Source organism: uncultured Polaribacter sp., from assembly GCF_947495205.1.
GTDB lineage: Bacteria > Bacteroidota > Bacteroidia > Flavobacteriales > Flavobacteriaceae > Polaribacter.
The window spans coordinates 63,748-88,948 of record NZ_CANLXV010000010.1 but is presented as its reverse complement, the minus strand read 5'-3'; the positions used below and the strand labels follow the sequence as shown (position 1 = coordinate 88,948).

24 protein-coding genes are annotated in these 25,201 nt (G+C 28.3%); 11 read left to right on the top strand and 13 right to left on the bottom strand.

From position 1 onward, the window contains the following. The first annotated feature begins 21 nt into the window (after nt 1–21). Genes Q0762_RS10825 through Q0762_RS10810 form a run of 4 tightly spaced genes read left to right on the top strand, consistent with a single transcriptional unit; the run spans nt 22 to nt 4,034 of the window. On the top strand, nt 22–1,038 hold the full coding sequence (locus tag Q0762_RS10825; protein ID WP_298766814.1) for a sugar phosphate nucleotidyltransferase: 1,017 nt from the start codon (nt 22–24) through the stop codon (nt 1,036–1,038). Further along, nucleotides 1,038–2,027: a hypothetical protein gene (locus Q0762_RS10820; protein WP_298766812.1), complete on the top strand. Its 990-nt coding sequence runs from the start codon at nt 1,038–1,040 to the stop codon at nt 2,025–2,027. The genes Q0762_RS10825 and Q0762_RS10820 overlap by 1 nt, the downstream gene beginning before the upstream one ends. Nucleotide 2,028: 1 nt before the next feature. Beyond that, on the top strand, nt 2,029–2,799 hold the full coding sequence (locus Q0762_RS10815; RefSeq protein ID WP_298766810.1) for a DUF4292 domain-containing protein: 771 nt from the start codon (nt 2,029–2,031) through the stop codon (nt 2,797–2,799). 32 nt (nt 2,800–2,831) lie between these two features. Next, nucleotides 2,832–4,034, top strand: coding sequence for a peptidoglycan DD-metalloendopeptidase family protein (locus Q0762_RS10810; RefSeq protein ID WP_298766808.1), 1,203 nt, complete (start codon nt 2,832–2,834; stop codon nt 4,032–4,034). A 16-nt stretch (nt 4,035–4,050) separates the two neighbouring features. On the opposite strand, the gene Q0762_RS10805 is transcribed toward Q0762_RS10810, so the two are convergent. The 3 genes from Q0762_RS10805 to Q0762_RS10795 all read right to left on the bottom strand — a co-directional run bounded on the left by Q0762_RS10805 (nt 4,051) and on the right by Q0762_RS10795 (nt 6,063). Then, entirely contained in the window at nt 4,051–4,557 is a 507-nt protein-coding gene (locus Q0762_RS10805; RefSeq protein ID WP_298766807.1) for a mechanosensitive ion channel domain-containing protein, read from the bottom strand. A gap of 12 nt (nt 4,558–4,569) precedes the next feature. Beyond that, nucleotides 4,570–5,079 carry an acyl-CoA thioesterase gene (locus Q0762_RS10800; protein ID WP_298766805.1) on the bottom strand — a complete coding sequence of 170 codons (510 nt, stop codon included), beginning with the start codon at nt 5,077–5,079 and terminating at the stop codon, nt 4,570–4,572. Nucleotides 5,080–5,154: 75 nt separating this feature from the next. Beyond that, a complete protein-coding gene (locus Q0762_RS10795; RefSeq protein ID WP_298766803.1) occupies nt 5,155–6,063 on the bottom strand; it encodes an SPOR domain-containing protein in 909 nt (302 codons plus the stop codon). Between the two features lie 95 nt (nt 6,064–6,158). On the opposite strand from Q0762_RS10795, the gene dprA reads away from it, so the two are divergent. Further along, nucleotides 6,159–7,259: a DNA-processing protein DprA gene (gene dprA, locus Q0762_RS10790; protein ID WP_298766801.1), complete on the top strand. Its 1,101-nt coding sequence runs from the start codon at nt 6,159–6,161 to the stop codon at nt 7,257–7,259. Between the two features lie 33 nt (nt 7,260–7,292). Further along, nucleotides 7,293–8,360 (top strand): hypothetical protein, encoded by a 1,068-nt coding sequence (locus Q0762_RS10785; RefSeq protein WP_298766799.1) that lies wholly within the window; start codon nt 7,293–7,295, stop codon nt 8,358–8,360. A 400-nt stretch (nt 8,361–8,760) separates the two neighbouring features. Here Q0762_RS10785 and Q0762_RS10780 read toward each other — a convergent pair whose 3' ends face one another. Then, nucleotides 8,761–9,606 (bottom strand): flagellar motor protein MotB, encoded by an 846-nt coding sequence (locus Q0762_RS10780; protein WP_298766796.1) that lies wholly within the window; start codon nt 9,604–9,606, stop codon nt 8,761–8,763. 122 nt (nt 9,607–9,728) lie between these two features. Here Q0762_RS10780 and Q0762_RS10775 point away from each other — a divergent pair, with 122 nt between their 5' ends. Together Q0762_RS10775 and Q0762_RS10770 are read left to right on the top strand one after the other, a co-directional pair. Next, nucleotides 9,729–10,721 carry an FAD:protein FMN transferase gene (locus tag Q0762_RS10775; protein ID WP_298766794.1) on the top strand — a complete coding sequence of 331 codons (993 nt, stop codon included), beginning with the start codon at nt 9,729–9,731 and terminating at the stop codon, nt 10,719–10,721. 71 nt (nt 10,722–10,792) lie between these two features. Next, complete coding sequence (locus tag Q0762_RS10770; protein ID WP_298766793.1) at nt 10,793–12,106, top strand: hypothetical protein; 1,314 nt, start codon at nt 10,793–10,795, stop codon at nt 12,104–12,106. 7 nt (nt 12,107–12,113) lie between these two features. Here Q0762_RS10770 and Q0762_RS10765 read toward each other — a convergent pair whose 3' ends face one another. From Q0762_RS10765 to gpmI, 5 genes are read right to left on the bottom strand one after another with little or no spacing between them, the layout of a single operon-like run. After that, the gene (locus tag Q0762_RS10765) at nt 12,114–12,881 is read right to left on the bottom strand and encodes a class I SAM-dependent methyltransferase (RefSeq protein WP_298766791.1); all 768 of its coding nucleotides are present in this window, start codon (nt 12,879–12,881) and stop codon (nt 12,114–12,116) included. Nucleotides 12,882–12,929: 48 nt separating this feature from the next. Continuing rightward, nucleotides 12,930–13,733: a type I methionyl aminopeptidase gene (map, locus tag Q0762_RS10760; protein WP_298766789.1), complete on the bottom strand. Its 804-nt coding sequence runs from the start codon at nt 13,731–13,733 to the stop codon at nt 12,930–12,932. Nucleotides 13,734–13,790: 57 nt separating this feature from the next. Continuing rightward, nucleotides 13,791–14,189, bottom strand: a complete 399-nt coding sequence (locus Q0762_RS10755) for a BT0820 family HAD-type phosphatase (RefSeq protein ID WP_298766787.1) — start codon at nt 14,187–14,189, stop codon at nt 13,791–13,793. Then, nucleotides 14,190–14,789, bottom strand: coding sequence for a thioredoxin family protein (locus Q0762_RS10750; protein WP_298766786.1), 600 nt, complete (start codon nt 14,787–14,789; stop codon nt 14,190–14,192). It lies immediately after the preceding gene. A gap of 2 nt (nt 14,790–14,791) precedes the next feature. Further along, entirely contained in the window at nt 14,792–16,309 is a 1,518-nt protein-coding gene (gene gpmI / locus Q0762_RS10745) for a 2,3-bisphosphoglycerate-independent phosphoglycerate mutase (RefSeq protein WP_298766785.1), read from the bottom strand. A gap of 632 nt (nt 16,310–16,941) precedes the next feature. Here gpmI and Q0762_RS10740 point away from each other — a divergent pair. Together Q0762_RS10740 and Q0762_RS10735 are read left to right on the top strand one after the other, a co-directional pair. Further along, nucleotides 16,942–18,681: an aromatic amino acid hydroxylase gene (locus Q0762_RS10740; RefSeq protein WP_298766783.1), complete on the top strand. Its 1,740-nt coding sequence runs from the start codon at nt 16,942–16,944 to the stop codon at nt 18,679–18,681. 45 nt (nt 18,682–18,726) lie between these two features. Beyond that, nucleotides 18,727–19,005 carry a rhodanese-like domain-containing protein gene (locus tag Q0762_RS10735; protein WP_298766781.1) on the top strand — a complete coding sequence of 93 codons (279 nt, stop codon included), beginning with the start codon at nt 18,727–18,729 and terminating at the stop codon, nt 19,003–19,005. A 407-nt stretch (nt 19,006–19,412) separates the two neighbouring features. Here Q0762_RS10735 and Q0762_RS10730 read toward each other — a convergent pair whose 3' ends face one another. The 3 genes from Q0762_RS10730 to Q0762_RS10720 all read right to left on the bottom strand — a co-directional run bounded on the left by Q0762_RS10730 (nt 19,413) and on the right by Q0762_RS10720 (nt 23,346). Continuing rightward, on the bottom strand, nt 19,413–20,072 hold the full coding sequence (locus Q0762_RS10730) for a response regulator transcription factor (RefSeq protein ID WP_298766779.1): 660 nt from the start codon (nt 20,070–20,072) through the stop codon (nt 19,413–19,415). Between the two features lie 44 nt (nt 20,073–20,116). After that, nucleotides 20,117–21,958 (bottom strand): sensor histidine kinase, encoded by a 1,842-nt coding sequence (locus tag Q0762_RS10725; RefSeq protein ID WP_298766777.1) that lies wholly within the window; start codon nt 21,956–21,958, stop codon nt 20,117–20,119. Nucleotides 21,959–22,272: 314 nt separating this feature from the next. Continuing rightward, nucleotides 22,273–23,346, bottom strand: coding sequence for a hypothetical protein (locus tag Q0762_RS10720; RefSeq protein ID WP_298766776.1), 1,074 nt, complete (start codon nt 23,344–23,346; stop codon nt 22,273–22,275). 311 nt (nt 23,347–23,657) lie between these two features. On the opposite strand from Q0762_RS10720, the gene Q0762_RS10715 reads away from it, so the two are divergent. Continuing rightward, nucleotides 23,658–24,107 carry a DUF6252 family protein gene (locus tag Q0762_RS10715; RefSeq protein WP_298766775.1) on the top strand — a complete coding sequence of 150 codons (450 nt, stop codon included), beginning with the start codon at nt 23,658–23,660 and terminating at the stop codon, nt 24,105–24,107. Here Q0762_RS10715 and Q0762_RS10710 read toward each other — a convergent pair. After that, a complete protein-coding gene (locus Q0762_RS10710; RefSeq protein ID WP_298766774.1) occupies nt 24,088–25,056 on the bottom strand; it encodes a GSCFA domain-containing protein in 969 nt (322 codons plus the stop codon). The two genes, Q0762_RS10715 and Q0762_RS10710, sit on opposite strands and share 20 nt — an antisense overlap. Nucleotides 25,057–25,201 lie beyond the last annotated feature (145 nt).

The following is a 25,201-nucleotide window of genomic DNA, read 5'->3' as shown; positions in this document are numbered from 1 at the left end:
TTAAAAATAGACCTTATATTTATGAAGATAATAGTACCAATGGCAGGAATTGGATCTCGTTTAAGACCGCATACGTTAACCGTGCCAAAACCTTTAACCGTAATTGCAGGAAAGCCAATTGTACAACGTTTGGTAGAAGATATTGCTTCTGTTATAGATGAAGATATTGAGGAGATTGCATTTATTATTGGTCCTGCAAAAAAAGGATTTCCAGCAAATACAGAAGCAAATCTTTTAGAAATTGCAAAAGAATTGGGCGCAAAAGGTACTGTTTATGTGCAAGAAGAAGCTTTAGGAACAGCGCATGCACTTTTTTGTGCTAAAGATTCTTTAAGCGGGCCTTGTGTAGTTGCTTATGCAGATACTTTATTTAAAGCCAATTTTAAGTTAGATGCCAATGCAGATGGAGCTATTTGGGTAAAACAAGTAGCAGATCCAAGTGCTTTTGGTGTAGTGAAATTAGAAGATGGCATTATTACAGATTTTGTAGAAAAACCTAAAGATTTTGTGTCTGATTTGGCTATTATTGGTATTTATTATTTTAAAGATGGAGATCGTGTAAGAAATGAAATTCAATATTTAATTGATAACAATTTAAGAGAAAATAACGAATACCAATTAACCAACGTTTTAGAAACCTTAAAGCAAGATGGTGCGCAGTTTATTCCAGGAACTGTAGATACTTGGATGGATTGTGGTAAAAAAGACCCAACTGTAGCTACCAATACACAAGTTTTAGAGTTTGAACAGGCAGCAGGCAATAACTTAGTTTCTAAAGATGTTGTTTTAGAAAATTCAGAGATTATTCAGCCTTGTTTTATTGGAGAAAATGTGGTTTTGAAGAATACTAAAATAGGACCTTATGTTTCTATTGGTGCAAATAGTGTAGTTGAAAATTCAACAATAATAAATTCTTTAATTCAAACCAATGTAACTATTGTTAATGCAAAATTAGATAATGCAATGATTGGTAATTATGCAAAATATAATGGCGAATTTACCTCTGTAAGTATAGGAGATTACACAGAATTGCTGTAATGATTTTAAATAAAATTTACATAGAAAAGAATAAAAATGCAGTTGTTTGTTTAAAACGAACTTGTATTACCATGTTCTTTTTTCTTTTGTCGATTACTTTAAACGGGCAAGATAGTATAGCAGAGGCACCAGATTTAAATGAAAATAAAGAATTAGAATTTCAGCAATTTTTTTTTAAAGCATTGTCAGAAAAATCTATTGGCAATTACCAAAAAGCAATTGAATTGTTAGAAAGTTGTAATCAAATATTACAAAATAATTCAACGGTATTTTTTGAGTTTTCTAAAAATTATTTAGAGCTTAATAAAACGCTTTTAGCTAAAGAATATATAGAAAGGGCATTGCAAAAAGATGCCAATAATATATGGATGCTAAAACATTTGGTAAAAGTAAATGCTAGAGATAGAAATTTTAAAGAGGCAATACAAACCCAACAAAAAATTATAGAAACAAACCCGAAAGAAAGAGAATATTTGGTAAGGTTACATTTGCAAAATAACGATGTTAAAAGTGCTTTGGCATTAATGAATACTTTAGAATCCGAAAACGCTTTGCCTTCAAATTTAAAAAGTTATAAAGAACGTTTAGAAAATAGAAACAAGAAAAAAAGGGAAATTCCAACAAAGAAAACTGAAAAATTAGAATTGGCAACTATTATTAGTCGTTTTAAGACGGATAAATCTTTTGCCTTATTAAAGCAGGTTTTAGAAGGTTCTATAGCAAAACCTGATCAACTTTTACAATATAGTACAGAAGGGATTACACTTTTTCCTGCACAACCTTTGGTGTATTTTATGAATGGCAAAGCACTAATTTTAAAACAAGAATACAAAAAAGCAATTTCGATTTTAAAAAATGGTGTAGATTTTGTTATTGAAGATGCAATGGAAGCCAATTTTTATAATGAAATTGCAAAAGCTTATAAAGCTCTAGGTAATTTATCCGAAGAAAAAAAATACTTACAGAAATCTAAAAAACTAAAAGGTTAAAATGCGTTTTGTAAAATATATGATACTGTTTTTGTTGCTGTTTACAGCCTGTAAAGCCAATAAAGCAGCTACAGATACTAGTGGAAATGTAAAGAAAATTACTGCAAAAAAAGTGATTAAAAAACACTATGCTGTTCGTTTTAATAAGGAAACTGTAGATGCAAAATTTAAGGCCAATTTTAATAATGGCAAGATTAAACAAACCATAAACGTACAACTTAGAATAAAAAAAGACGAGGTAATTTGGTTAAAAGGAACTAAGTTTATTAATATTTTTAAAGTAAAAATTACACCAGAAAAAGTTAGTTATTATTCGCCATTAGAAAAAAAGTATTTTGAAGGCGATTTTACTTTGTTAAAAAAGGTTTTAGGTGTTGAAATTAATTTTAATCAATTGCAAAATTTGTTTTTAGGGCAAGCCATGTTAAATCTAAAAACTATAAAACCAACTTTAGCGGTTACAAATAATAGTTATGTGTTAACGCCTAAACAACAGGCTAGCTTGTTTAATGCTTTTTTTAGTATAAATTCAGAGCATTTTAAGTTAACTAAGCAACAAATTACGAGCAATAGAAAAAAACAAAGCTTATCCATTAATTATCCTAAATATAAATTGGTGAATGCAGTTCTTTTTCCTGAACAAATAAATATTAAAGCACAGGAAGAACATAAATTAACAACTGTAGATTTTCTATTAAAATCTGTAATTTTTAATACACCAATAAATACAACATTTAAAATACCAAGTGGTTATAAACCTATTATTTTATAGTGGTAAAATTTAAGTTTTACATATTTGCATTGTTGCTTTTTTTAAGCGTTTTACCTGCTTTTGGACAAACCAAAAAAGCATTAGAAATAGAGCGTAAAAAATTAAAGAAAGAAATTACCCAAGTAAACGCTTTACTATCTCAAACTAAGAAAAATCAAAAGAATGCACTTGAAAGTTTAGAGGTTTTAAATCAGAAAATTAAAACCCGTTTAAAACTGATTAAAACCATTAATTTAGAGGCAAATTTATTAGCTAAAGATATTCAACAAAATCAACAAAAACTTACCAAATTAAATAACGAATTAACGGCTTTAAAGGCAGATTATGCTGCCATGATTTACAAATCTTATAAAAGTAAATCACAACAAAGCAGGTTGCTGTTTTTATTGTCTTCAAAGAATTTTTATCAAGCCTATAAACGTTTGGAGTATATGAAACAATATACTTCCTTTAGGAAAAGGCAAGGAGAGGCAATTGTTATACAAACAGCAACAGTAGAAAAACTAAAAGACTCTTTATTGCTTAAAAAGAAAGCGAAAGACACGTTAATTTTAGGGGAATTAGCGCAAAAAAAGCAAATAGAATTCGATAAGAAAAACCAAGAAAAATTAATTTCTGCTATTAAAAAGAAAGAAAGTAGGTATAAAAGACAACTGCAGCAAAAAATTAGAGCAGAGAAAAAAATTGCTCAAAAAATAGATAAAATTATTAAAGAAGAAATTGCAAAAGCCAACCGTTTGGCAAGAGCAAAATTAAAAGTAAAGCCTAAAAAAACAACAAAAAACGAGTTTATTTTAAGTCCAGAAGCCAAGGCTTTGGTTGCCAAATTTGAGTTGAATAAAGGAAAACTGCCTTGGCCTGTAAAAGAAGGTTTGGTTACCAGAAAGTTTGGAGTACAAAAACACCCAACAATTGGTGGTATTACTTTAAATAGTACAGGTTTGCATATTAATACCAAAGCTGGTATGTATGCAGAAAGTATTTTTAATGGAGAAGTATTAACCATTCAAAGAACGGCAGAAGGAAGAAAGAACGTGTTAATAAGACATGGTAATTATATAAGTACTTATAACAACTTAGAAAATACGTTGGTTAATGTGGGCGACACGGTAAAAACAGGCCAAAAATTAGGTAAAATATTTACAGATAAAGTTACGGGCGAAACAAAGTTAATTTTTGTGTTGTTTAAAAATACAGTTCGTTTAAACCCATCTTCTTGGATTTTAAAAAGGTAAGGTTTACACAGGTGTTTTAGTTGCCATTTTTAATTTCATATTTAATATTTTTCTGTAAAATAATAGCATTTGGCAATGTAATTAATTCTTTCTCTGGTGTTTTTAAAGTGATAAAAAAGGCGCCAATATCTCTAATTTCTCCAGTAATATTATTATCTTTTTCTAAAACAGTAATGGTGTCTCCAATTTTTACAGGATAATTTATATACAAAATAATACCTGCTGTAATATTAGATAATAGAGACCATTGTGCAAAAAAGGCAATTCCTAAAATGGTTAAAAAAGAAGAAACATAAATTAATAATTGTTTTTCATCTACACCCCAAATAATAGCTACCACTACAATAACAGTAATATATACTAAAATAGAAATTATTTTATTGGTTACTAGAATTCTAGCGTTTTGAAAACCAAATTTTAACTGTATTTTTTTAAGAGATTTAGTAATAAATAACCTTATTAAAAAACCAATTATAATAACAATTAAAGATTCTAAAATTTTAAAATGATTTAAAAATTCCATGTGTAAAAATATTTAACTAAACAAAGCTTTTAGTGCTGTAGCTTCATTAGGTTGCATTTTTCCGGCTAAAATTAAACTTAGTTGTTTTCTTCTTAAAGCACCTTCAAAACGTTCTTTTTCTAAAGCTGTTTCTGGTTTAATTGCAGGTATTTTTACAGGTTTTCCAGTTTCATCTACTGCTACAAAAGTGTAAATACCTTCATTAACTTTGGTTCTAGCGCCAGATTGCCTGTCTTCTATCCAAACATCAACATAAATTTCCATAGAAGAGGTAAACGCTCTAGATACTTTTGCTTCTATAGTAACAACGCTGCCAACAGGTATAGCTTTACTAAACGCCACATGGTTTACAGAAGCAGTAACTACAATTCTACTAGAATGTCTTCTTGCTGCAATGCTACAAGCCCTATCCATTCTAGCCAATAATTCGCCACCAAAAAGATTGTCTAAATAGTTGGTTTCACCTGGTAAAACTAAATCTGTTAAAATAGTTAAAGATTCTTGCGCTGTTTTTACTTGCATTATGTTATCTAAGTTTACGCAAAGATACTAATAAAGCAGGCCAATAAAAATGCATTAGAAGTTGAAAAACGCTAATTACTTTTTAACTAGCAACCAAGCGTCTTTAGAAACTGTTTTTTGAATTTTGTAAAGATTGTTAATTGCATTGTTTCTATTAGAAAAACTATTGAAAGTAACCTGAGTTAAACCCCATTTATTTTTACCAATAATTTTTGCATTATAACCTTTGGCAATTAATTCTTTTACCTTTTTTTCTGCATTTTCTTTAAATTGAAATGCACCTGCTACAATATGATAAGGAGTTGGTTTTTCTTTAACAACATTCAATTTTAGTGCAGGCAAAGGATCTGAAATTACAAAAGTTGCCGATTGTATTTTCTCTTGCAACTGCTTTTCTTGCTTTGCAATTTGTTTTTGTTGTTGCTCTTGTTTATGACCATTTATACCAGAAAAACCTAACGCTAATAAAATAGCAACGCCTGCTGCATATTTAATAAATACAGGTATCCCTTTTTTAGATTCTTTTTGGCTTGTAGCAACTATTAAAGGTTTTACTTGTTCTTTATAGCGCTCTATAGAGTTCGCATTAAAAGTAGTTAAACCAAAAGAGGTAGTTAAATAATTTGTTTTATTTTCTGGTTCAAATACAATATGCTTTTCAGCATTTAAATGCAAACTACCTAAATTATTTATTATTATATGTTTAGATTGCAGTTCGTTTTGCCATTTAATTACAGCTAAAGAAATAAGTGTATTTGCTTTTTCAAAAGAAATGTTTTCTGCAGAAGCAATGTAGTTTGCCAATAAACCATCATTGTGTTTTAGATGGTTGTTAAACGAAATCTGTTTTGTTGGGGCATAAAATGTGTGTGTATTATGGTCTAATTTTGCACCAATGGTATTGGTTACAAATCCTCCAAAATCAGGTATAATTACACAATCATATCTGTACAGTAAATCGTTTATGTAGTTGGCTAATTTCATTGAAACAAATATAGATTTTTTAGGCTTTTAAAAAAGAAAGTACGTTAATAATTATCAACAAATTTTTTATATATTGTTTCTCAAATTGTTAGCTATTGAAAGAAGAAAAACTACTTGCCATATTACGTTTGCAAAGAAGTAAAGCCGTTGGCGATATTTTAGCCAAGAAACTTATTGTAAATGTGGGAGATGTAACCCAAATTTTTAAAGAAAAGCCTGCTGCTTTGTCTAAAATAAACGGAATTGGAAATCATGTTATAAAACATCTTTTTGATACGGAAAACATAAAATCTGCAGAAAAAGAATTAAAATACATTCAAGATAATAACATTAAACATGCTTATTTTTTAGAAGATCATTATCCTACAAATTTACAACATTGTATAGATAGCCCAATTTTATTATTTCAAGATGGAAACATCAACTTAAATAGTAAAAAAATTATAGCAATTGTAGGTACAAGAAATATGAGCTCTTATGGTAGCCATTTTTGCAATACTTTAATAGAAAATTTAGCCAAACACAATCCTATTATTGTAAGTGGTTTTGCTTATGGTGTAGATATTTGTGCGCACAAAGCAGCTATAAAACACAATTTGCAAACTATAGCAGTTCTTGCCCATGGTTTAGAAGAAATTTACCCAAAAGTACATAAAAAGTACATACATCAAGTAAATGAAAACGGTGGCTTTTTAACCGAATTTTGGCACAAAGAAACCCCATTAAGAGAAAATTTTTTAAAAAGAAATAGAATTGTTGCAGGTATTGCTACAGCTACAATTATTATAGAATCTGCAGAAAAAGGAGGTTCTTTAGTAACTGCAGACATTGCCAATTCTTATGATAGAGATGTGTTTGCAGTTCCTGGTAGAACTACAGATTTGTATAGTAAAGGCTGTAATAATTTAATTAAAAATAACAGAGCTTTTCTTTTAAACTCTGCAGACGAAATTGTAAAAATGTTAAATTGGGACATTCCTAAAAAAACAAAAGTTATACAAAAACAATTATTTGTAGAATTAAATGAAAAAGAACAAAAAATTTACGATTTGTTGCATAATACAGGAGCACAAGTCTTAGATGCAATTTCTTTAGAGTGTAACATTCCTATTTTTCAATTATCGCCTATTTTATTACAAATGGAATTAAAAGGTGTTACAAAACCTTTACCAGGTAAGATGTTTGAATTGATTTAAATATGCTTATTTTTGAAGTAAAATAACGTTAAGATGGCAGTAGAAAAGAAATTAATGTCTAAGAAAAAGCCAACATTTCCTGTTAGTAATTTGTTAGATCTTTATTTAAAAAAATACAATAGAAACATAAAAATACCCATTTTTTATGACGATTTGCTACGTTTTCAAGGCTCTGTAACCGTCTTCGATAAAAACGATGAAGACACACTTTGGGTTAGAACCTACTATTCTCAATACGAAAGAGAAGAAATAGATAGAAGCTTAAAGCAAATCTATACCATGTTACATTCAGATGGTAATGATGAAACCATCCCTTTTTTAAATGTAGATGCCATAGACTATTGTACTTTTGGAAATTCTAAGCCTTTTAGAATAAAAGTTAGAAATATTTTAAATGATAATTCTACTTATTTCTACGTAAAAAAAGCAGATGCTTCTAGAGTTTATGGTTTAGAATTAGAACACATATTGTCTCCTCATAACATGAATTATTTGGTCTATAAAGACACTTTAATAGAAGAGCATATTGCAGGAATTCCAGGAGACGATTTTATAAAAGATTTTTTACCACAATGCACAGAAACAGAAAAATCTCAAATTGCCAAAGAGTTTGTAAAGTTTAAAGAACGGTGTTTAGTACGTTTGTTAGGAGACATGCGTTCTTACAATTACGTAGTAATTCCCACACACGATTTTGATAAAATTGTCTATAAAATTAGAGCCATAGATTTTGATCAGCAATCTTTTGAAGGAAATTTAAAAGTCTACAATTTACAGTTTATGAAAGAAAACTTTAAAATGATAGAAATGGTGGGTAAAAAATTACAAAACAGCTCAATTGTACAATATAAAGTAGAAGAACGCTCTTTTATGGCAAAAAGAATGATTACATACCCAAGAAGAACTTTTCGTCTAATAAAATGTATGAAAGAAGACACCATTTCTTTCCCAGAAAATGTAGCGCTTTTAAAAAGTCATTTAATAAAATATGTAGGAGATGTAAAGTTTAAAGACTGTAATAATATGGGAGAAATTTTAGAAACCATATTAGCATTTGTAAAACGTAACTATTTAGATATTAGTAATAAAGAATTGTTTTAATCTTTTTTTTTGAAGCTATTTCATGCTTTCCATTATATCTTTTTATGCATTTTAAACTTCAACATTTTATCATTTTAAAAAAGGAATTTTTTCACTTTTACAGAGGTTAGATTTATTGTAGCATAAAAAGGATGCCATTTCAATCATGGCTAAACTCGTTTGCTAACTTTATTTTTTATTAGATAAGCAAAGGTTTTGTAAAAAGGCAAAAATAAATTCAACTACAAAAGAAAAAGGTAAACTATAATAGGTTTTCACTTTTATATTGTTTTATTCTTCTAATAATTAAGGTAGTTTTAAAATTAGATGTTAAGCTAAAAATTTTTCCATACACCAAATAAGATGCAAAAAAAAACCACTCTTTTTAGAGTGGTTTTTGTAAACTGTAAATTACTAAAATTTATTTAGCATCTTGCTCTAACAAATCAAAAAACTGATTTAATTTAGGCATAATTATAATTTTTGTTCTTCTGTTTTTTGCTCTACCTTCCGCAGAATCATTTCCAGCTAAAGGTATGTATTGGCTTCTACCAGCAGCAATTAATCTGTCTGGTTTAACGCCATACTTATATTGCAAAATTCTGGTAATAGAAGTTGCTCTTAAAGCAGATAAGTCCCAGTTATCTTGTATTAAATCTCTTTTAATAGGCGTAGCATCTGTGTGTCCTTCAATCATAACTTCCATTTGAGGTTGGTCGTTTACAACTTTAGCAATTTTTTCTAAAACTGTGTAAGCACCATCAGTTACATTATAACTACCACTTTTAAATAATAGTTTATCTGAAATTGAAATAAATACAACAGTTTTTTCTACATTAACCTCAATATCTTTATCTTGTATACCATCTGTTAAGTTTCTGGTTAAATGATATTTAATAGCTAAGTTTAATGAATCTTTTTGAGTCATTGCTTTTCTAACACCATTAATGTATTTGTCTTTCTCACTTAATTGAGTAATTACATTTTTAATGTTATCTGAAGAAGATTGAGTTAAAACAGTTAAATTTTCTACCTGTTTTAAAGCTACTTTTTTGTCTTCTTGTAAATATTTAACTTGTTCTGTTAAAGAGAAAACTTTAGCAGATTCTTTTTCATTTTCAATTAAACATTTTTGCAAGTTGGTTTTAACTGCTAAAAGTTCGCTATCTGTTTTAGCTTTTGCTTCTTGTAAAGCAACAAAATCTTTTTGAGATACACATGATGTTGCTAAAATTCCAGATAATAATATTAACGATATTTTTTTCATTCTTGAATATGTATATGGTTTAATAGCCACAAATTTAACAAAATCGTTTTATTATTATAGTATTTACAAATTTTTTGTGAAAAAATTATAGCGTATTTTTACTTTCTCTAACATAATTAAACATGAAAGTCATAAAATATATTAAAATCTTTTGTTTTTTACTTTTTTTCGTTGCTTGTAAAAAAGAAAATGTTTCCCAAGATTACACATTAAAAGGTTTTGTTTTTGGCACTACATATAAAATAACTTATTTAAATGCCGAAAAAAATTATACACCAGAAATAGAAGCTTTATTTCAAAAAATAAATAAATCATTATCTACCTATTTGCCTAATTCTGATATTTCAAAAATAAATAATCAACATAAAAACATAAAAGTTGACGATTATTTTATTGAAGTTTTTGAAAAATCAAAAAGAATTTTTAAAGAAACTAATGGTTATTTTGATCCTACAGTGGGTAATTTGGTAAATGCATATGGTTTTGGACCTAAAAAAGAAATGAACAACCTTACCCAGCAAGAAGTACAAAAGCAAATGCAATGGGTTGGTTTTAATAAAGTGGCTATTAAAAACAAATTCATAGTTAAAGAATTACCAGAAATTTATTTAGATTTTAATTCAATAGCCAAAGGTTTTGGTGTAGACGTAATTTCTCGTTTTTTAGAATCAAAAAAGTTAAACAATTATTTAGTCGAAATTGGTGGAGAAATTAGAACAAAAGGTTTTAAAAAAAATAAAAAACCATGGTTAATTAAATTGGTAGATCCTGTTAAAGCAATAGATAATTCTGGTTTTAAAAAGATAAACTTGTCTAATAAATCTATGGCTACTTCTGGTAATTATAGAAAATTTAGGCTTACCAAAGAGGGTGTAAAATACGTACACACTATAAATCCTAAAACAGGATTAGCTTTAGAGAGTAATTTACTAAGTGCTTCTGTAATTTCTAATTTAGATTGCGCAGATTCAGATGCTTATGCAACAGCATTTATGGCTATGGGTTTAGAGAAATCGAAAAATTTCCTACAAAAAAAAACGAATTTGCAAGTAATATTAATTTATATTGATAAAAAAGGAAATCTAGCAGAATTCACAAATTATACCCATGATTAGGTATGCATTTTATAAAGAAAAAAATATTTTTTCTTTATCTTGCGCGTGAATTGTTAAATTAAAAAATTATCATGAAAAAGATAACATTAGTACTATTATTTATATCAGCTTCTACTTTATTGGCGCAATCTAAAGAAGATTTCGCAAAAGTTTTTTTAAAAAGAGCTAAAAATGCAGTACAAGAAGATATAGATTTTGCTTCTGCCAGAATTTCTTTTGAAAAAGCGTTAGAATACATAGATACAATTACAGATAAAGAGGTAGCGTTGTTGGGTAGATCTATATATTTAGATCAATACGAATTACAACCTACAGAAGAGTTAAAATTAGATTTTTTGCAAAAGTCTTTAAAATACTCTAAGCAATATTTTTTATTAGAAAATAATAAAAGATCAGATGCTTTTTCTGATAATTTAAGTACTCAAATTACAATAACCGATTTAATTAAAGAGGTAAAACAAAAACTAGCATTAAAGGAACAAGAGCGTTTAAGAAAAGAGAGAGAAGTTAGAAAAATAGATTCTTTAAAAGCTGTTTGGTCAATTCAGGCGGAAAAATTATCTGTTATAGCAGATACCATTTATAATTTTAATAAAAATAAATTTGCAATATTTGAAAATAAAGGAAAATTTGGTATTGTTAATGATAAAGCAATTACAGTTGTAAAAGCAACAGAGTTTTCTTTCGCGTCTAGTTTTGAAGGTTATATTTTACTGCAAGACAAACAGAAAAATCCTACAAAAATTTACTATTTTAATACCAATAATGGTTCTGGTAATTTATTGCCACCACCCTCAGACATAAGTCCTTTAGCTACACATTACGGTCAAGTAATGCTGCCAAGAGGTAATGGTAGATTGGTTACATATCCTAACAATTGTTTTGAACCATTAGTTTTTGACTTGAATCAAAATAAAGTGGTTAGAGTAGCAAATGTAGAAGAAGTTTTAAAAGCTTTAAAAAAGAATGATATCATAAAGAAGTATAACAAAGATGGCGAGTTGAAATTAGATAAAGAGAGGTACAATTTTGGCGGTCATTTAGGTGGTGGTGTGCACCCACTTTATCAAGAAGGTAGTTACAATGTATTTGCTTACTTATGTTCTGTAGATGGTACTGTTTTATATGTAGATTCTGATTTGGAATACCTTGGTGCTTTTTATGAAAATAAATTGCAAGGTATTAAAGAAGGAGAGGTATCTTGGATAAACCAAAACGGAACGGAAGTTTCTGAGCCTAAAGATAAAAGTGCAATTTACGACGGGGAATCAAAAATTGTTAAAATAGAAGATGGTATTTATAGAATTTTTAGCCAAGATAAAATAATTAAGGGAGATGAAACACTAGAAAAGTTACCTGCTTTTTTAAGAAAATTTAAAAAATAACCGATTATTATTTATAACATACAGGAAGAATTTCGTCTTCCATTAAACAAAATCGTTTTAGTTCTTCTAAAGCGATTTTTTTTGTATAATCCACTTCTTTCACAGTAAAGCCTATATTTCTTAATTTCTCAAAATAATCTCTACCATAAACTCTTACGTGGTCATATTGTCCAAAGATTTTGGTGCGTTCTTTTTTATCTGTAATCGTGTTGTCTTCAAATGTTTTTTCTCTAGACAAATCTTGTGGAATTTGAAAAATACCAAAACCACCTTTTTTTAAAACTCTATAGAGTTCTTGCATTGCTTTTTTATCATCTGTAATATGTTCTAAAACATGATTGCAAAAAACAATATCAAAAGAGTGGTCTTTAAATGGAAGGTTACAAATATCAGCTTTAACATCTGCAATAGGACTTTCTAAATCTGATGTGGTGTAATCTAAATTTTTTTGTTTTTTAAAGAGATCTAAAAAACATTGTTCTGGCGCTATATGTAATACCTTTAATTTTTTTGTTGAAGTGAAAAAATTAGTTTCATTTTGTAAAAAAAGCCACATTAATCTGTGTCTTTCTAAAGACAGGGTAGAGGGCGATAAGGCATTTTCTCTTTGTTTATCATAACCATAAGGCAAAAACTTACGAAAAGACTTGCCATCTATAGGATCTGTAAACTGATCTCCTTTTAAATGCCAAGCAATAATTGGTCTTACCCAATAACTTGCTTTTATAAGTAAAGGTCTTGGTATTGTATTTAATATGGCTTTAAAAATAGACACGGTTTAAGAAGATTCTAAAGGGTAGCATTAGGTTTTTTGATAATTGTTTTATTGACGAAATTCGTCTTCTTCATTAGTAACAATACCTAAAGCATCGTGCACATATTTAAAGGTAGAAAGTAATTCTGGTTTACCGTTTACAATGGCAACATCATGTTCAAAATGTGCAGAAGGCTTATTGTCTAAAGTTGTAATTGTCCAGCCATCATTATGCTGTCTTATTTTATGGGTACCTAAGTTTGTCATGGGTTCTATGGCAACTACCATACCTTCTACAAATTTTTTACCTCTTCCTCTTTTGCCATAATTTGGCATATTAGGTTCTTCGTGCATTTCTCTTCCTAAGCCATGACCAACCAATTCTCTAACCACACCATAACCATGGTCTTCTGTAAATTTCTGAATTGCATAACCAACATCACCAACTCTATTGCCAGCTTTAAATTCTTTAATACCTACATATAGACTTTTTTTAGTAACCTCTAAAAGTTGTTTGGTTTCTTCTGCTATTTCTCCAATGGCAAAGGTGTAGGCATGATCTCCGTAAAAACCATTTTTCTTGGCACCACAATCTATAGAAATAATATCGCCTTCTTGTAAAGGTTTTTTATTAGGAATACCATGTACTACTTGAGAATTAGGACTCATACATAGTGTATTAGGAAAATCGTATAATCCTAAAAAACCTGGAATTGCTCCTTGTTCTCTAATGAAATCTTCTGCTAATTTATCTAAGTACAAAGTAGTAACACCAGGTTTTATTTCTTTTGCAAGCATGCCCAATGTTTTAGAAACTATTAAAGCACTTTCGCGCATAATTTCTATTTCTTCTCTGGTTTTAACTTTAATCATATTAAAAAAATTGAACCGCAAAGTTACTATAATTTAAGGAATTGTTAAGTTGTGGTTTTATTTTAAAAAAGAAAAGAATCCTTTCTTTTTAACGGGTGGAGGTTCTTGGTTTAAAATCTTTTTATAAACTGCTGTCCATCCAATAAAGCCACCAATATTTCTATCATCAACAAAAATATCGGCATTTATTTTTCGGCTATATTTATCGTTATAGTCTTCTTCTGGGAAACTTTTATTTACAGCATAAAACTCAATACCATTTTCTTTACAAAAAGCTACAGCCTCGCTTAAAGCGCTACCACTTCTATAGGTCCAAAGGATTAAGCGGTAGCCTTCTGCTTGAAGTTTGCGTAAAGTTTCAAAAGCAAATAGTTGTGGTTTACCTATTTTAGGGTAGGCGTCTTCTACAATAGTGCCATCAAAATCTATAGCAATAATTAAGTTGTTAGTTTTCATTTATTTAGATGTGTCGTAAGAATGCTTATAGCCTTGTTCTGTAACTATTTTTAGAATATCTTTTTCTATAGTTTCTCTTGGCTTTTCTACAAAACGACCGATTTCTTTGCCGTTTTTTAGGAAAATAAAAGTTGGAACTCTTATTAAATTAAAGCTTTTTGTTAATTTTTTTGGTGTTTTTTTATCTCGTGCAACAGCAATTAATTCAAAATAATCTTTGTTAAAACCAGTTTCTTCTAAAATTTTAAAAAAGCGGGGTACTTCTCTTTTACTATCTCCACACCATGTTCCCATAAACCCTTTTATAGTGTAGTTATTTATTTCTTTTTTAATTTTAGCAATTACTTCCTTGTCTGTATTGTATTGCTTGTATCTATTATTAAACCAAGACTTGTAAGCAGTATCTGTAAAAGAACCTTTATTAACAAACCCAATTAAGGAACCTTTTTTGTTCTTTATTGCATTTGCTGGGTTTGCTTTTTTTCTGAAATCTTTTGCTGTTTTTTTGTGAGTTATTTCTTTTTTACTTGCGTTTATGTTTTGGTTGGCACCGCATGCTAAAAAAAGCACTGTAGAAAATATTACAAAAAAAAATCTCATAATTATAGTAATGATTTTTGAGTCATTTCTTTAGGTTGCTTAACATCTAATAAATCTAAAATGGTAGGAGCAATATCTCCTAAAATACCACTTTTAATTGATTTTATTTCTTTGTCAATTAGAATAAAAGGAACAGGGTTTGTGGTGTGCGCTGTATGAGGAGATCCATCGGGATTCATCATAGTTTCGCAATTACCATGGTCTGCAATTAAAAGTGTAGAATATCCGTTTTTAAGACCAGTTTCTATAACTGCTTTTGCACATTCATCTACAGTTTCACATGCTTTTATAGCTGCTTCCATAATACCTGTATGCCCTACCATATCTCCGTTTGCAAAGTTTAAACAAACAAAATCTGCTTCTCCTTTTTCTAAATCTTCACAAAGTGCGTCTTTTAATTCGTATGCAGACATTTCTGGTTTTAAATCGTAAGTAGCAACTTTTGGTGAGTTTCTTAAAATTCTAGATTCTCCTTTAAAAGGCGCTTCTTGCCCGCCTGAAAAGAAAAAAGTAACATGCGGATATTTTTCGGTTTCTGCAATTCTAATTTGTTTTTTGCCAGCATTAGAAAGTACTTCTCCAAGTGTGTTTTTAATGTTGTCATTATTATAAATTACATTAATTCCTTTAAAGCTCTCATCGTAAAGCGTAATGGTTGTATAATATAAATTTAGTTTTTTCATTCCAAATTCAGGAAAATCATTTTGAGATAAGGCATTGGTTAATTCTCTTCCTCTATCTGTTCTATAATTAAAAAATAAAACAACATCACCTTCTTTAATTTGTGCTTTTGGGCTGCCATCTTCATTAGTGTTTATAATGGTTTTATGAAACTCATCTGTAATGCCAGCCTCATAATTTACATTCATTTCTGCAATAACATTGGTTGTTTTTTTACCTATACCATTTACTAAACCATCATAAGTTTCTTTAACACGTTCCCATCTATTATCTCTATCCATAGCATAATAACGGCCTGTAATGGTTGCCAACTCTCCAGTACTTTTTTTCATGTACTCTTGAATATCATTAATAAAATAGGTTCCAGATTTTGGATCACAATCTCTACCATCTGTAAATGCATGCAGGTAAACATTAGTTACATTATTGTCTTTAGCAACGTCTAAAATTCCTTTTAAATGATTAATGTGTGCGTGAATTCCTCCATTAGAAACTAAGCCTAATAAATGAACATCTTTATTATTTTCTTTTGCGTAATTTAAAGTATCAAGTAAAACTTTTTCTTTACCTAAAGTTTTTTCTTCTACAGCTTTATTTATTCTTGCTAAATTCTGATATACAATTCTACCAGCGCCTAAATTCATATGGCCCACCTCAGAGTTTCCCATTTGGCCCTCTGGTAAACCTACATGCTCTCCGTCTGTTCTTAACGATGCATTAGGATATTTTGTGTAAAGTGAATTTATATAAGGTGTTTTTGCATTGTAAATTGCAGATACTTTTGGGTCTTGGGTTATGCCCCAACCATCTAAAATCATTAAGATTACTTTCTTGCTCATTTTCTAAATTTGAACAGTAAAAATAAGAAAGTTTTTTGGCTTAGACACATTATTTTACGAAACCGATAGCGTAATTTAAAACGTTAAAAAAATGTTAATTTTAAATAAAACATGCAACTAATTGGTGGTTTGGTAGTCTATTATATTAAACATTAACCATTTTATAATTATTTGAATTAGTTTGTAAGAAGGTTTAGAAAGACTATTTTAATTGTTAGAATAGTCTTTTTTATTTTATAAGATAGAAAAAGCAGCAAATTAAATAACTACCAAAAGCTAAATAGGCTAAAGTTTTAAAAGAGTTTTTATTATCCTTTTTTTTAGTTTTTTGCTCAATTTTTTCTATTTTTTTTGATTTGCTTTTTTTAGGGGAAAATAGTTTTATTTTTTCTTCACTTTTTAAAAACTTTAATACGATCCAAAAGAAATAAGCATTCTTTTTTTTGTCTATAATTTAGCAATCATTTTAGTGAGTAATTTGTTTTTTAGAATTAATTAAGTATTTTAATTGTGTATTTATGAGTAATAAAAATTAACAAATTGTTATAAAAGTGTTTTTTTAACTATTGATAAATATAGTAATCGTATTTTATTGTTTAATTTTGTGAGAATAATTTAACAAAATTTAAGTTATGCACTTTAAATTAAATAGTGTTACTAAAAAGTTGCCAAAACACTTACATAAGTATATTGTAAAACAACCTTACAATGAATATACGTCACAAAACCAGGCTGTTTGGAGGTATGTTATGCGCATAAATATAGATTATTTAAGTAAGGTTGCACATAATTCTTATGTAAAAGGTCTTTCAAAAACAGGAATTTCAACAGAAGAAATTCCACATATGGAAGGTATGAATAGAATATTAAAAGATATTGGTTGGGCTGCAGTTTCTGTTGATGGTTTTATTCCGCCAAATGCTTTTATGGAGTTTCAAGCGTATAATGTTTTGGTAATTGCGTCTGATATGCGTACCATTAATCATATAGAATATACGCCAGCGCCAGATATTATTCATGAAGCAGCAGGTCATGCGCCAATTATTGCAAATCCTGAATATGCAGAGTATTTAAGACGTTTTGGAGAAATAGGAGCCAAAGCAATTTCTTCTGCAAAAGATTTTGAAATTTATGAAGCGATAAGATTATTATCAATACTAAAAGAAAATCCTAATTCAACACAAAAAGATATAAAACAAGCTCAAGAACATGTAACATATTTGCAAGAAAATATGGGAGAACTCTCTGAAATGGCGCAAATAAGAAACTTACACTGGTGGACTGTAGAGTATGGTTTAATAGGAACCTTAGACCAACCAAAAATTTATGGAGCAGGTTTGTTGTCTTCTATAGGTGAAAGTGCTTGGTGTTTAAAAGACGATGTAAAAAAAATAGCCTATTCAATTGAGGCTGCAAATGTAAATTTTGATATTACAAAACCACAACCACATTTATTTGTAACCCCAGATTTTGCGCATTTAAGCTTAGTTTTAGAGCAGTTCGCAAATAAAATGGCGATAAGAACAGGAGGTTTAAAAGGGATAACAAAATTAATTAATTCCAAAAATTTAGGTACTATAGTTTTAAGTACTGGTTTGCAGGTTTCTGGAGTTTTTACTGAGGTAATCGCAAATGGTAATAACAAACCTATTTATTTTCAAACCTTTGGAAAAACAGCACTATCAAATAGAGATAAAGAATTAATTGGGCATGGAATAGAAACGCATAAAGATGGTTTTGGAAGCCCAGTAGGTAAATTAAAAGGCATAAATATTGCAATAGAAAATATGAGCCCTAGAGATTTAGAAGCTTATAAAATATATGAAGGGAACACAATTTGTTTAGATTTTGAAGGCGGTGTAAAAGTAAAAGGAGAAGTAATAACCGGTACAAGAGATTTAAGAGGTAAAATTTTATTAATTTCTTTTAAAAATTGTACGGTTTCTTATGGCGAAAAAATATTGTTTAAACCAGAGTGGGGCGTTTATGATATGGCTGTTGGTAAAGAAGTGGTTTCTGCTTATGCAGGTGCAGCAGATTTAAATTCTTTTGCAGATGACACACAAGTTTCTGTAACAAAAACACAAAAAATAGTATATTCTAAGCAAGAATTGGCTTTGTTTAATTTATATACAAAAGTTAAAAATCTTAGAGAACAAAAAACAGTAACCGAAAAAAATATTACAACCATTTATAAAGATCTTATGGCAAATTATAAAGAAGATTGGTTGCTGCTATTAGAGCTATATGAATTAACTGTAAAACATAATTTACCAATTAAAAGAATGATTTTAAATTCTTTAGAAAATCTAAAAAGTAACAAAAGTTACACTAAATTAATAGAAAATGGTTTAGCTTTGTGTAATAATTAAAAAAAGAATAACATGGCTTTATTTAGCATGTTTAAAAGAAAAAATATGAGTGCAGAGATAAAAGAGTATTTAGAAAAAGATGCGGTAATTTTAGATGTGAGAACTCTAGAAGAATGGAATGAAGGGCATATAGAAAATGCAAAACACATTGTTTTAAATACAATACCTCAACAGGTAGAACAAATAAAATCTTGGAATAAACCTGTAATTGCTGTTTGTAGAAGTGGCGCCAGAAGCGGTCAAGCTACAGATTTTTTAACACAACAAGGTATAGATGTTATTAACGGAGGTCCTTGGGGTAATGTGGCAGCGCTTATAGATTAACTATAATTGCCAAACCCTTTTCTTTGGGTTTATTTAGCTTAATTTAAAAGCGTAAACTTTTTTTATAATATACAATACGCTTTCAAATATTTCTATTTTAAGGGTGTAAAAGTCTTGCCCATTAATTTAGTTTTTTATAGAAAAGTTAACCTATTTAATTATTATAGAAAATAAAAAACACCTTAAACTTAGGTTCGGATAAGTGTGCATAAAAACCACGAAACGCAATTGTACTTTTAAAGATTACAGTAATTTTTGTTACGAAAAATCTTTTAAACTGCTTGTATCGGTACCAATTACAGTATTTGTAAAAACACCTACTAAACTTCCTAAAAAAATACCAAGACTAATTTTTAATCATGTTTTTTGATAATGATGAATCTTAAAAGTATTTAATAATTTAGAATTTAAATTATTTTTCTTTTTTGTGCCTTTAAAACAGCTTCTATTTTGCTATGTACTTGCAATTTTTTGTAAATATTTTCTAAATGTTTTCTCACTGTAGCTGGAGATATTATTAAGTTATCTGCTATACTTGTATAATTTAAGCCCTTACTAAGGTGCGTAAGAATTTCAGTTTCTCTGTTGGTTAATTTTATAGTTTCTTGTTCTTCTTTAGTTTTTTTGATTTCGGCAATTTTTGGGTTACGTAATAAATTTAATGTTTTTAAGGCAATACTTGGTGTCATTGGTGCACCATCTTTGGTGACTTCTATAATGCTTTTATGTAAATTTATAGCATCAATTTCTTTTAATAAATAACCATTAGCACCTGCTTTAATTGCATTAAACACAAATTCGTCATCATCCATAACAGTAAGCATAATTACTTTAATATGTGGATATTTGTTTTTAACTAATTCTGTAGCTTTTATGCCGTCCATTTCTGGCATTTGAATATCCATTAGAATAACGTCAATATTATGATTTTCTTCTAATTTACCAATTAATTCTGCACCATTATTTGCATGGAATTTAATATCTAAATCTTCAAAAAAAGAAAGTTTTTCTTGTATAGTTTTGTAAAGAAAGTAATTGTCTTCGGCAATGCAAATTTTTAAATTCATGGCTAATTAATTTTTATAAAAATAGCTTTAAACATGTGAAACTTTTATAGGTTATTTGTTGCTTTTTTTGGATTCAAAGAGAGTTGTATTGCAGTTCCTTTATTAATTTCTGAATTCACTGAAACATTACCTTCAATTTCACTCATTCTCTTTTCCATATTGCTTAACCCATTTCCTAAAGCAACTTTTTTAATGTCAAAACCATTACCATTATCTATAATAGAAATATGTAAATTGTTTTTATTTTTAGAAAAAATCACAGAAATATTTGTTGCATTTGCGTATTTAATTGCATTGTTTATAGCTTCTTGTACCACTCTAAAAATATTCATACCTTCTAAAGAAGTAAAAGATTTATTTTTATCTATGTTATAATCAATAGAAAATTCTATATTTTCAGTTGCATTTTTTGCTTTTTCTATAAATGATAAAATTCTGGCATGCAAATCTTCTACAGTTACTTCGTTTTTATTCATTGCCCAAATAGTATCTCTTAATTGGTGTATGGTTTCAGATGTAAAAGAACTAATGTTAGATAATTTATCTTTTAATTTTTCATTAGCATCTTTGGTAATATATTTTAAATTATCTACAGAAGAAATAATAAAAGTTAGCTGTGAACCTATATTATCATGCAAATCTCTAGAAATTCTTAAGCGTTGTTCTTGCAATCTGTTTTGGGTTTTTATAGTTGCCAATGCATCTTTTAAATCTATTTCTTTTTGTAGCTGTTTCTTTTTAAATTGATTTCTTTTGTAAGCAGCAAAAAACACAATTCCTAAAATTAATAATGCAGCGGCTAAAAGAATTGCATATAAATTTCTATTTTTAATAGCCAATTCCTTTTCTAAAAGTTGCTTTTTTTGCTGTGCTATTTCTTTTTCTTTTTTTGTGGTTTCGTATTCAATTTCTAACTCAGCAATTTTATTTTTGGCAGATATATTATCTACAGAATCTTTCATTTTAGAATATTCATGATAATATTTTAAAGATTCTTTATAATTTTGAAGTGAGTCATAAGATTTTTGTAATAACAGTGTAGCATATTTTTTTAAAGGAAAATAGCTATTTTTTTCTGAAATAATTTTTGCTTTTTTAAAATTATTAATTGCTTTATTATACGCTTTTTTTTCAAAAAATAAATCTCCATAGTACAAATAAGAATCTGCAATGCCATAAATGTCATTTTTATTTTTTCTAATTTGCATGGAAGAATCTAAATGTTTTTCTGCTAAATAAAATTTTTTATTTTTTATTAAAACAGTTGCAATATTTGTGTGGGCAAAAGGAATTCCTATATCATCGTTTTTATGTTTTGCTAGAGAAAGAGATTTTTTGTGAAAAAACATAGCACTATCTAGTTCGTTTTTAAAACTCTTTAAAGTGCCATAATTATTATACCCTTCAATTAAATTATAATTTTTTGTATCACTATTTTCTAAAATAGTAATTCCTTTTTTCATATATAAGATAGCATTTTGTAAGTTAAAATATTTTAATTTCCAACCCAATTCTATGTAAGAAAAACCAGAATTTTCAATATCATTAATTTCCTCAAAAAGGTTTGCTGCCTTAATTGTGTATGCTATGGCCAAGTCAAAATTTGAAGAAAAATGATAGGCTAAAGATTGCAACCTATAAGATTTTGCAATTGCAGATTTATCTTTTAAGGCATATGCAATCTTAGTTGCTTTTTTAGAAAGTTTTAGAAGTTTTTTAGAGTCTGTTAAAGCTTTATCATATTCTAAACTTAAAATTAGTTGTAAAAAATATTCTTTAGAAACTTTATTTTCTAATTTAGAAATACTGTCTAAAGAATTATTTTGTTGACTATTACAAAAGAATGAAATGAAAAGAAATAAAATTAAAAAGAATTTAATCTTCATAAAGCTGCTTTATTTTAGATTGATGATTTAAAAATTTCAGATAAAGAAAATTCAAAATTTAGCAGCTGAGTAATTAGTGTATTAAATTTTATAGCTGTTTTTTTTGACATGTTATTTACCAATAAAGAGCTGTTTGTTAGCTTTTTTTTCTTAAAATTTTCGTTTTCAATAGCTAAATGTAGCATATTTATTTTATCTACTAAATTCTTTTTTAATTTATTATAACTTATAAATAAGTAGATTACAGTAATTAGAATGCAACAAATTAGAAAAGGTATTACTATTTTAAACCAGATCATATTAAAGATTAAAATTTATTTTATCTTTTTAAAGAACGCATCTAATTGTTTTTCTAAAAAAGTATTACAAACGTTATAAAAACCCTCTGCATATTTTTCTCCATCTACTTCTATCCATTTTGTTTTACTAGAAAAACGATCTGCTTTTGCATCTAAATAATTTGTATATGAAGAGAAGGATGTTGGCACAAAAGAGCCTTGTTTTTGATAAGCTACTATTTTTTGCTTTTTTAAGATTCCGTTTATTTCTGCATCATTTTTTAAATTACCTAAAAAACTACCTCCAGATTTATTTGAAAACGTAACATTTGAACTTGCAGGATACACATCTGTTGCGCCTTGTATTTGAACAGAACCAAACAACTTACCAACTGTAGATTTTTTCTTTTTTAATTTTTTAGGAATAGAAATAGCATAGTCTTTAGAAAGGCGTAAATTAGTTTTAATTTTTACTTTTGCAGCTCTCCCTTTAAACATGTCAGTACCATTTTCAGAGAACATTACATATAAATTTACATCTGCAATAACAGCATCATTTAATTCTTTAGATAACTTTTGTTTTACCAAACCATCTCCAAAAACACTTGTTTTTAGTTTTCCATTTTTTTTTGTTCCTCTATAATAAAAAGTATAATCTTTAGGTGCAGTTGTAATTATACCGGTATAATTTTCTGCAATGTATGGTCCTGTTGCTTTTACCCAATTAGAATAAGCTTCTGTTTTGCCAGCAGCTTCTGGAGCAATAATGGTGTAGCCCTCTTTTTTTAAACGGTTTTTATAACTAATAAATAACGCGTTTACTTTTGCTTGCATTTTATTGGCGTCTATGCCACCTAAACCCACTGCTGCAGTTGCTTTTGCACTACTTGTATTACCACCTATTCTTCCCCCATTTCCACCAGCTTTAAAATCTACTGCTTCCTTATAAATTTCGTAATTTATATTAAATGAGTTAATATAGATTTTCTTTGGGCCTTTTTTAATTTTACCTGCTCCATAAAACTTTGTGCTAATTGCTACATTCTCTATTTCTTGTGCAATTGTATTAAAAGACACTAAGAAAATTAATAAATAGTTTAATTTTTTCATTTTTAAATTTTTTAAAGTTACACTACAAAAGTCTGCAAGAAATAAGGTTTTTACAATACGGCATTTGACGTATATTTTAAATTGCTCTTTAGAATAAGAAGTAAAAGCTATGCTTATTGTAGTGATTAGATCTAATTATTAAGCAAGTTTAATCAATTATAAAACACTTAACTTATCGTATTTTTTTTGAAGGTCGAAGCAATTTTAAGAACTAAGAGTTCTCAATATTTATAAATACGGCATTTGCCGTATTTCAGAAACTACAATTTTACTGCAATTTTGTAAAAATTAAAATTCTAAAATTGTTTATTATGAAAACTTTAAAAAATTACCTGTTTATTTTTACATTATTATTAGCTACAATATCTTGTGATTCTTTATTAGGAGATGAAGAACAAGATTTTTCTTGCGATAAAAATGCAACGGTAACCTTAAACGGAAATGAACATTGTGCTTTCGCTAGAGCAGAAACCAAAGCAGGAAGATTACAAATAGGCTTTGGTTATGCAACTGGAGGCGTAGATTTGCTAATAAATACCAAAGATTTAAAAGAAAATGTTACGTATACCTATGCTAAGGGAGAAGTTGCGGTTTGGTTTAATAATTTAAATAAAATTGAATCGGGCCTTTTTGCAATTACCAAATTAGATACAGAAAATAGGGTAATGTCTGGTCATTTCGATTTTAAAGCAGAAAGTAATAACAATAGTCAAGCATCAGAATATATAGTTGGTGCTAGATTTACAGCTGTTCCATATTAAAATTAATAGTAGGAATTTCTTGCTGAACTTGTGTAATTTTCTTTTTTAAACTCTTTAAAAATTGTTGATGTTGCTCTGAGTTTGCGTTGAAAGGTTTGTGAGAAATTCCTTTTTGAATGCCATCTATTGTTTGCATTATTTTTTCTGATGAAGCAGTAAACCACGTGGCAACAAATTTTTCCCAAATATAATTTATGGCCGTTTTATTTGGGTGCAACATGTCTTCTTTATAAAATCGATAATCTCTCAACTCATCCATTACAATTTCATAAGAAGGAAAATAACTCACTTTTTTCTTGTTGGTTTCTGTGAGCTTATGAATAGCACTTATAAGGTGCGCTTTACTTCTAGTATTCTCTATAAAACCATCTTTTACATGGCGTATAGGAGATACTGTAAAAATTACATGCACCTCTTTATTTATAGTTTTAATTGCGTTAATAACATGTTGTAAGCTATTGTAAATCGTTTCAATAGAAAGTAGTTCTTTAGTAAAGTTTTTCTGCGGAATTTTATGGCAGTTTGCAACAACTTCATTAGTTTGTAAATGCCTATAAACCCAAGCAGTGCCTAAAGTAATAATAATGTGAGATGTAGTTTTTAAATCGGCGTAAGTATGCTCTAATTTGGTATTTAAATTAGATGTTATTACTTCTTTATTTGTGCCGCTTAAACTAGAATGTGCATTTAAATAATGCCAACGTTCATTATTAAAAATTAATTCTTCTTTAGTAATTTTTTTTTGAGCAATTGTTGTGGTAATAAAATTTTCTATTGCTTTTGGATGAAATAATATGCCAAATGGATTTACTTTACAATTAAACTTAAAATAAGCCAATTGATTACCAATATTTTCAGAAAAACAAGAGCCTAACAATAGTATTTTAGACTGATAATCTATTAGATTTTCTGTCTGTTTTTTTATTGAAATTTTGGTTTGTAATTTCATGTTTTTTTTGGCTAAGATGCAAAGGTTTTTGTTAGGTGTAATATTTGGTTACTACAATTTTAGCAAGTTCGTTTTCAATTACAGGGTGTTTTTAAATAAAAATATATATTTGTCATATTACTGACGAGTTGCATCTTTTTGACAA

What these genes read in the sequence shown, in the direction of transcription:
- Q0762_RS10820 (WP_298766812.1), top strand. Translation starts at nt 1,038, where the DNA reads ATGATTTTAAATAAAATTTACATAGAAAAGAATAAAAATGCAGTTGTT.
- Q0762_RS10735 (WP_298766781.1), top strand. Translation starts at nt 18,727, where the DNA reads ATGAGTGCAGAGATAAAAGAGTATTTAGAAAAAGATGCGGTAATTTTA.
- Q0762_RS10805 (WP_298766807.1), bottom strand. Translation starts at nt 4,557, where the DNA reads ATGGAATTTTTAAATCATTTTAAAATTTTAGAATCTTTAATTGTTATT.
- Q0762_RS10815 (WP_298766810.1), top strand. Translation starts at nt 2,029, where the DNA reads ATGCGTTTTGTAAAATATATGATACTGTTTTTGTTGCTGTTTACAGCC.
- map (WP_298766789.1), bottom strand. Translation starts at nt 13,733, where the DNA reads ATGATTAAAGTTAAAACCAGAGAAGAAATAGAAATTATGCGCGAAAGT.
- Q0762_RS10800 (WP_298766805.1), bottom strand. Translation starts at nt 5,079, where the DNA reads ATGCAAGTAAAAACAGCGCAAGAATCTTTAACTATTTTAACAGATTTA.
- Q0762_RS10710 (WP_298766774.1), bottom strand. Translation starts at nt 25,056, where the DNA reads ATGAAATTACAAACCAAAATTTCAATAAAAAAACAGACAGAAAATCTA.
- Q0762_RS10715 (WP_298766775.1), top strand. Translation starts at nt 23,658, where the DNA reads ATGAAAACTTTAAAAAATTACCTGTTTATTTTTACATTATTATTAGCT.
- Q0762_RS10795 (WP_298766803.1), bottom strand. Translation starts at nt 6,063, where the DNA reads ATGAAATTAGCCAACTACATAAACGATTTACTGTACAGATATGATTGT.
- Q0762_RS10780 (WP_298766796.1), bottom strand. Translation starts at nt 9,606, where the DNA reads ATGAAAAAAATATCGTTAATATTATTATCTGGAATTTTAGCAACATCA.
- Q0762_RS10775 (WP_298766794.1), top strand. Translation starts at nt 9,729, where the DNA reads ATGAAAGTCATAAAATATATTAAAATCTTTTGTTTTTTACTTTTTTTC.
- Q0762_RS10740 (WP_298766783.1), top strand. Translation starts at nt 16,942, where the DNA reads ATGCACTTTAAATTAAATAGTGTTACTAAAAAGTTGCCAAAACACTTA.
- Q0762_RS10750 (WP_298766786.1), bottom strand. Translation starts at nt 14,789, where the DNA reads ATGAGATTTTTTTTTGTAATATTTTCTACAGTGCTTTTTTTAGCATGC.
- Q0762_RS10825 (WP_298766814.1), top strand. Translation starts at nt 22, where the DNA reads ATGAAGATAATAGTACCAATGGCAGGAATTGGATCTCGTTTAAGACCG.
- Q0762_RS10725 (WP_298766777.1), bottom strand. Translation starts at nt 21,958, where the DNA reads ATGAAGATTAAATTCTTTTTAATTTTATTTCTTTTCATTTCATTCTTT.
- Q0762_RS10785 (WP_298766799.1), top strand. Translation starts at nt 7,293, where the DNA reads ATGGCAGTAGAAAAGAAATTAATGTCTAAGAAAAAGCCAACATTTCCT.
- Q0762_RS10730 (WP_298766779.1), bottom strand. Translation starts at nt 20,072, where the DNA reads ATGAATTTAAAAATTTGCATTGCCGAAGACAATTACTTTCTTTACAAA.
- Q0762_RS10720 (WP_298766776.1), bottom strand. Translation starts at nt 23,346, where the DNA reads ATGAAAAAATTAAACTATTTATTAATTTTCTTAGTGTCTTTTAATACA.
- Q0762_RS10755 (WP_298766787.1), bottom strand. Translation starts at nt 14,189, where the DNA reads ATGAAAACTAACAACTTAATTATTGCTATAGATTTTGATGGCACTATT.
- gpmI (WP_298766785.1), bottom strand. Translation starts at nt 16,309, where the DNA reads ATGAGCAAGAAAGTAATCTTAATGATTTTAGATGGTTGGGGCATAACC.
- Q0762_RS10770 (WP_298766793.1), top strand. Translation starts at nt 10,793, where the DNA reads ATGAAAAAGATAACATTAGTACTATTATTTATATCAGCTTCTACTTTA.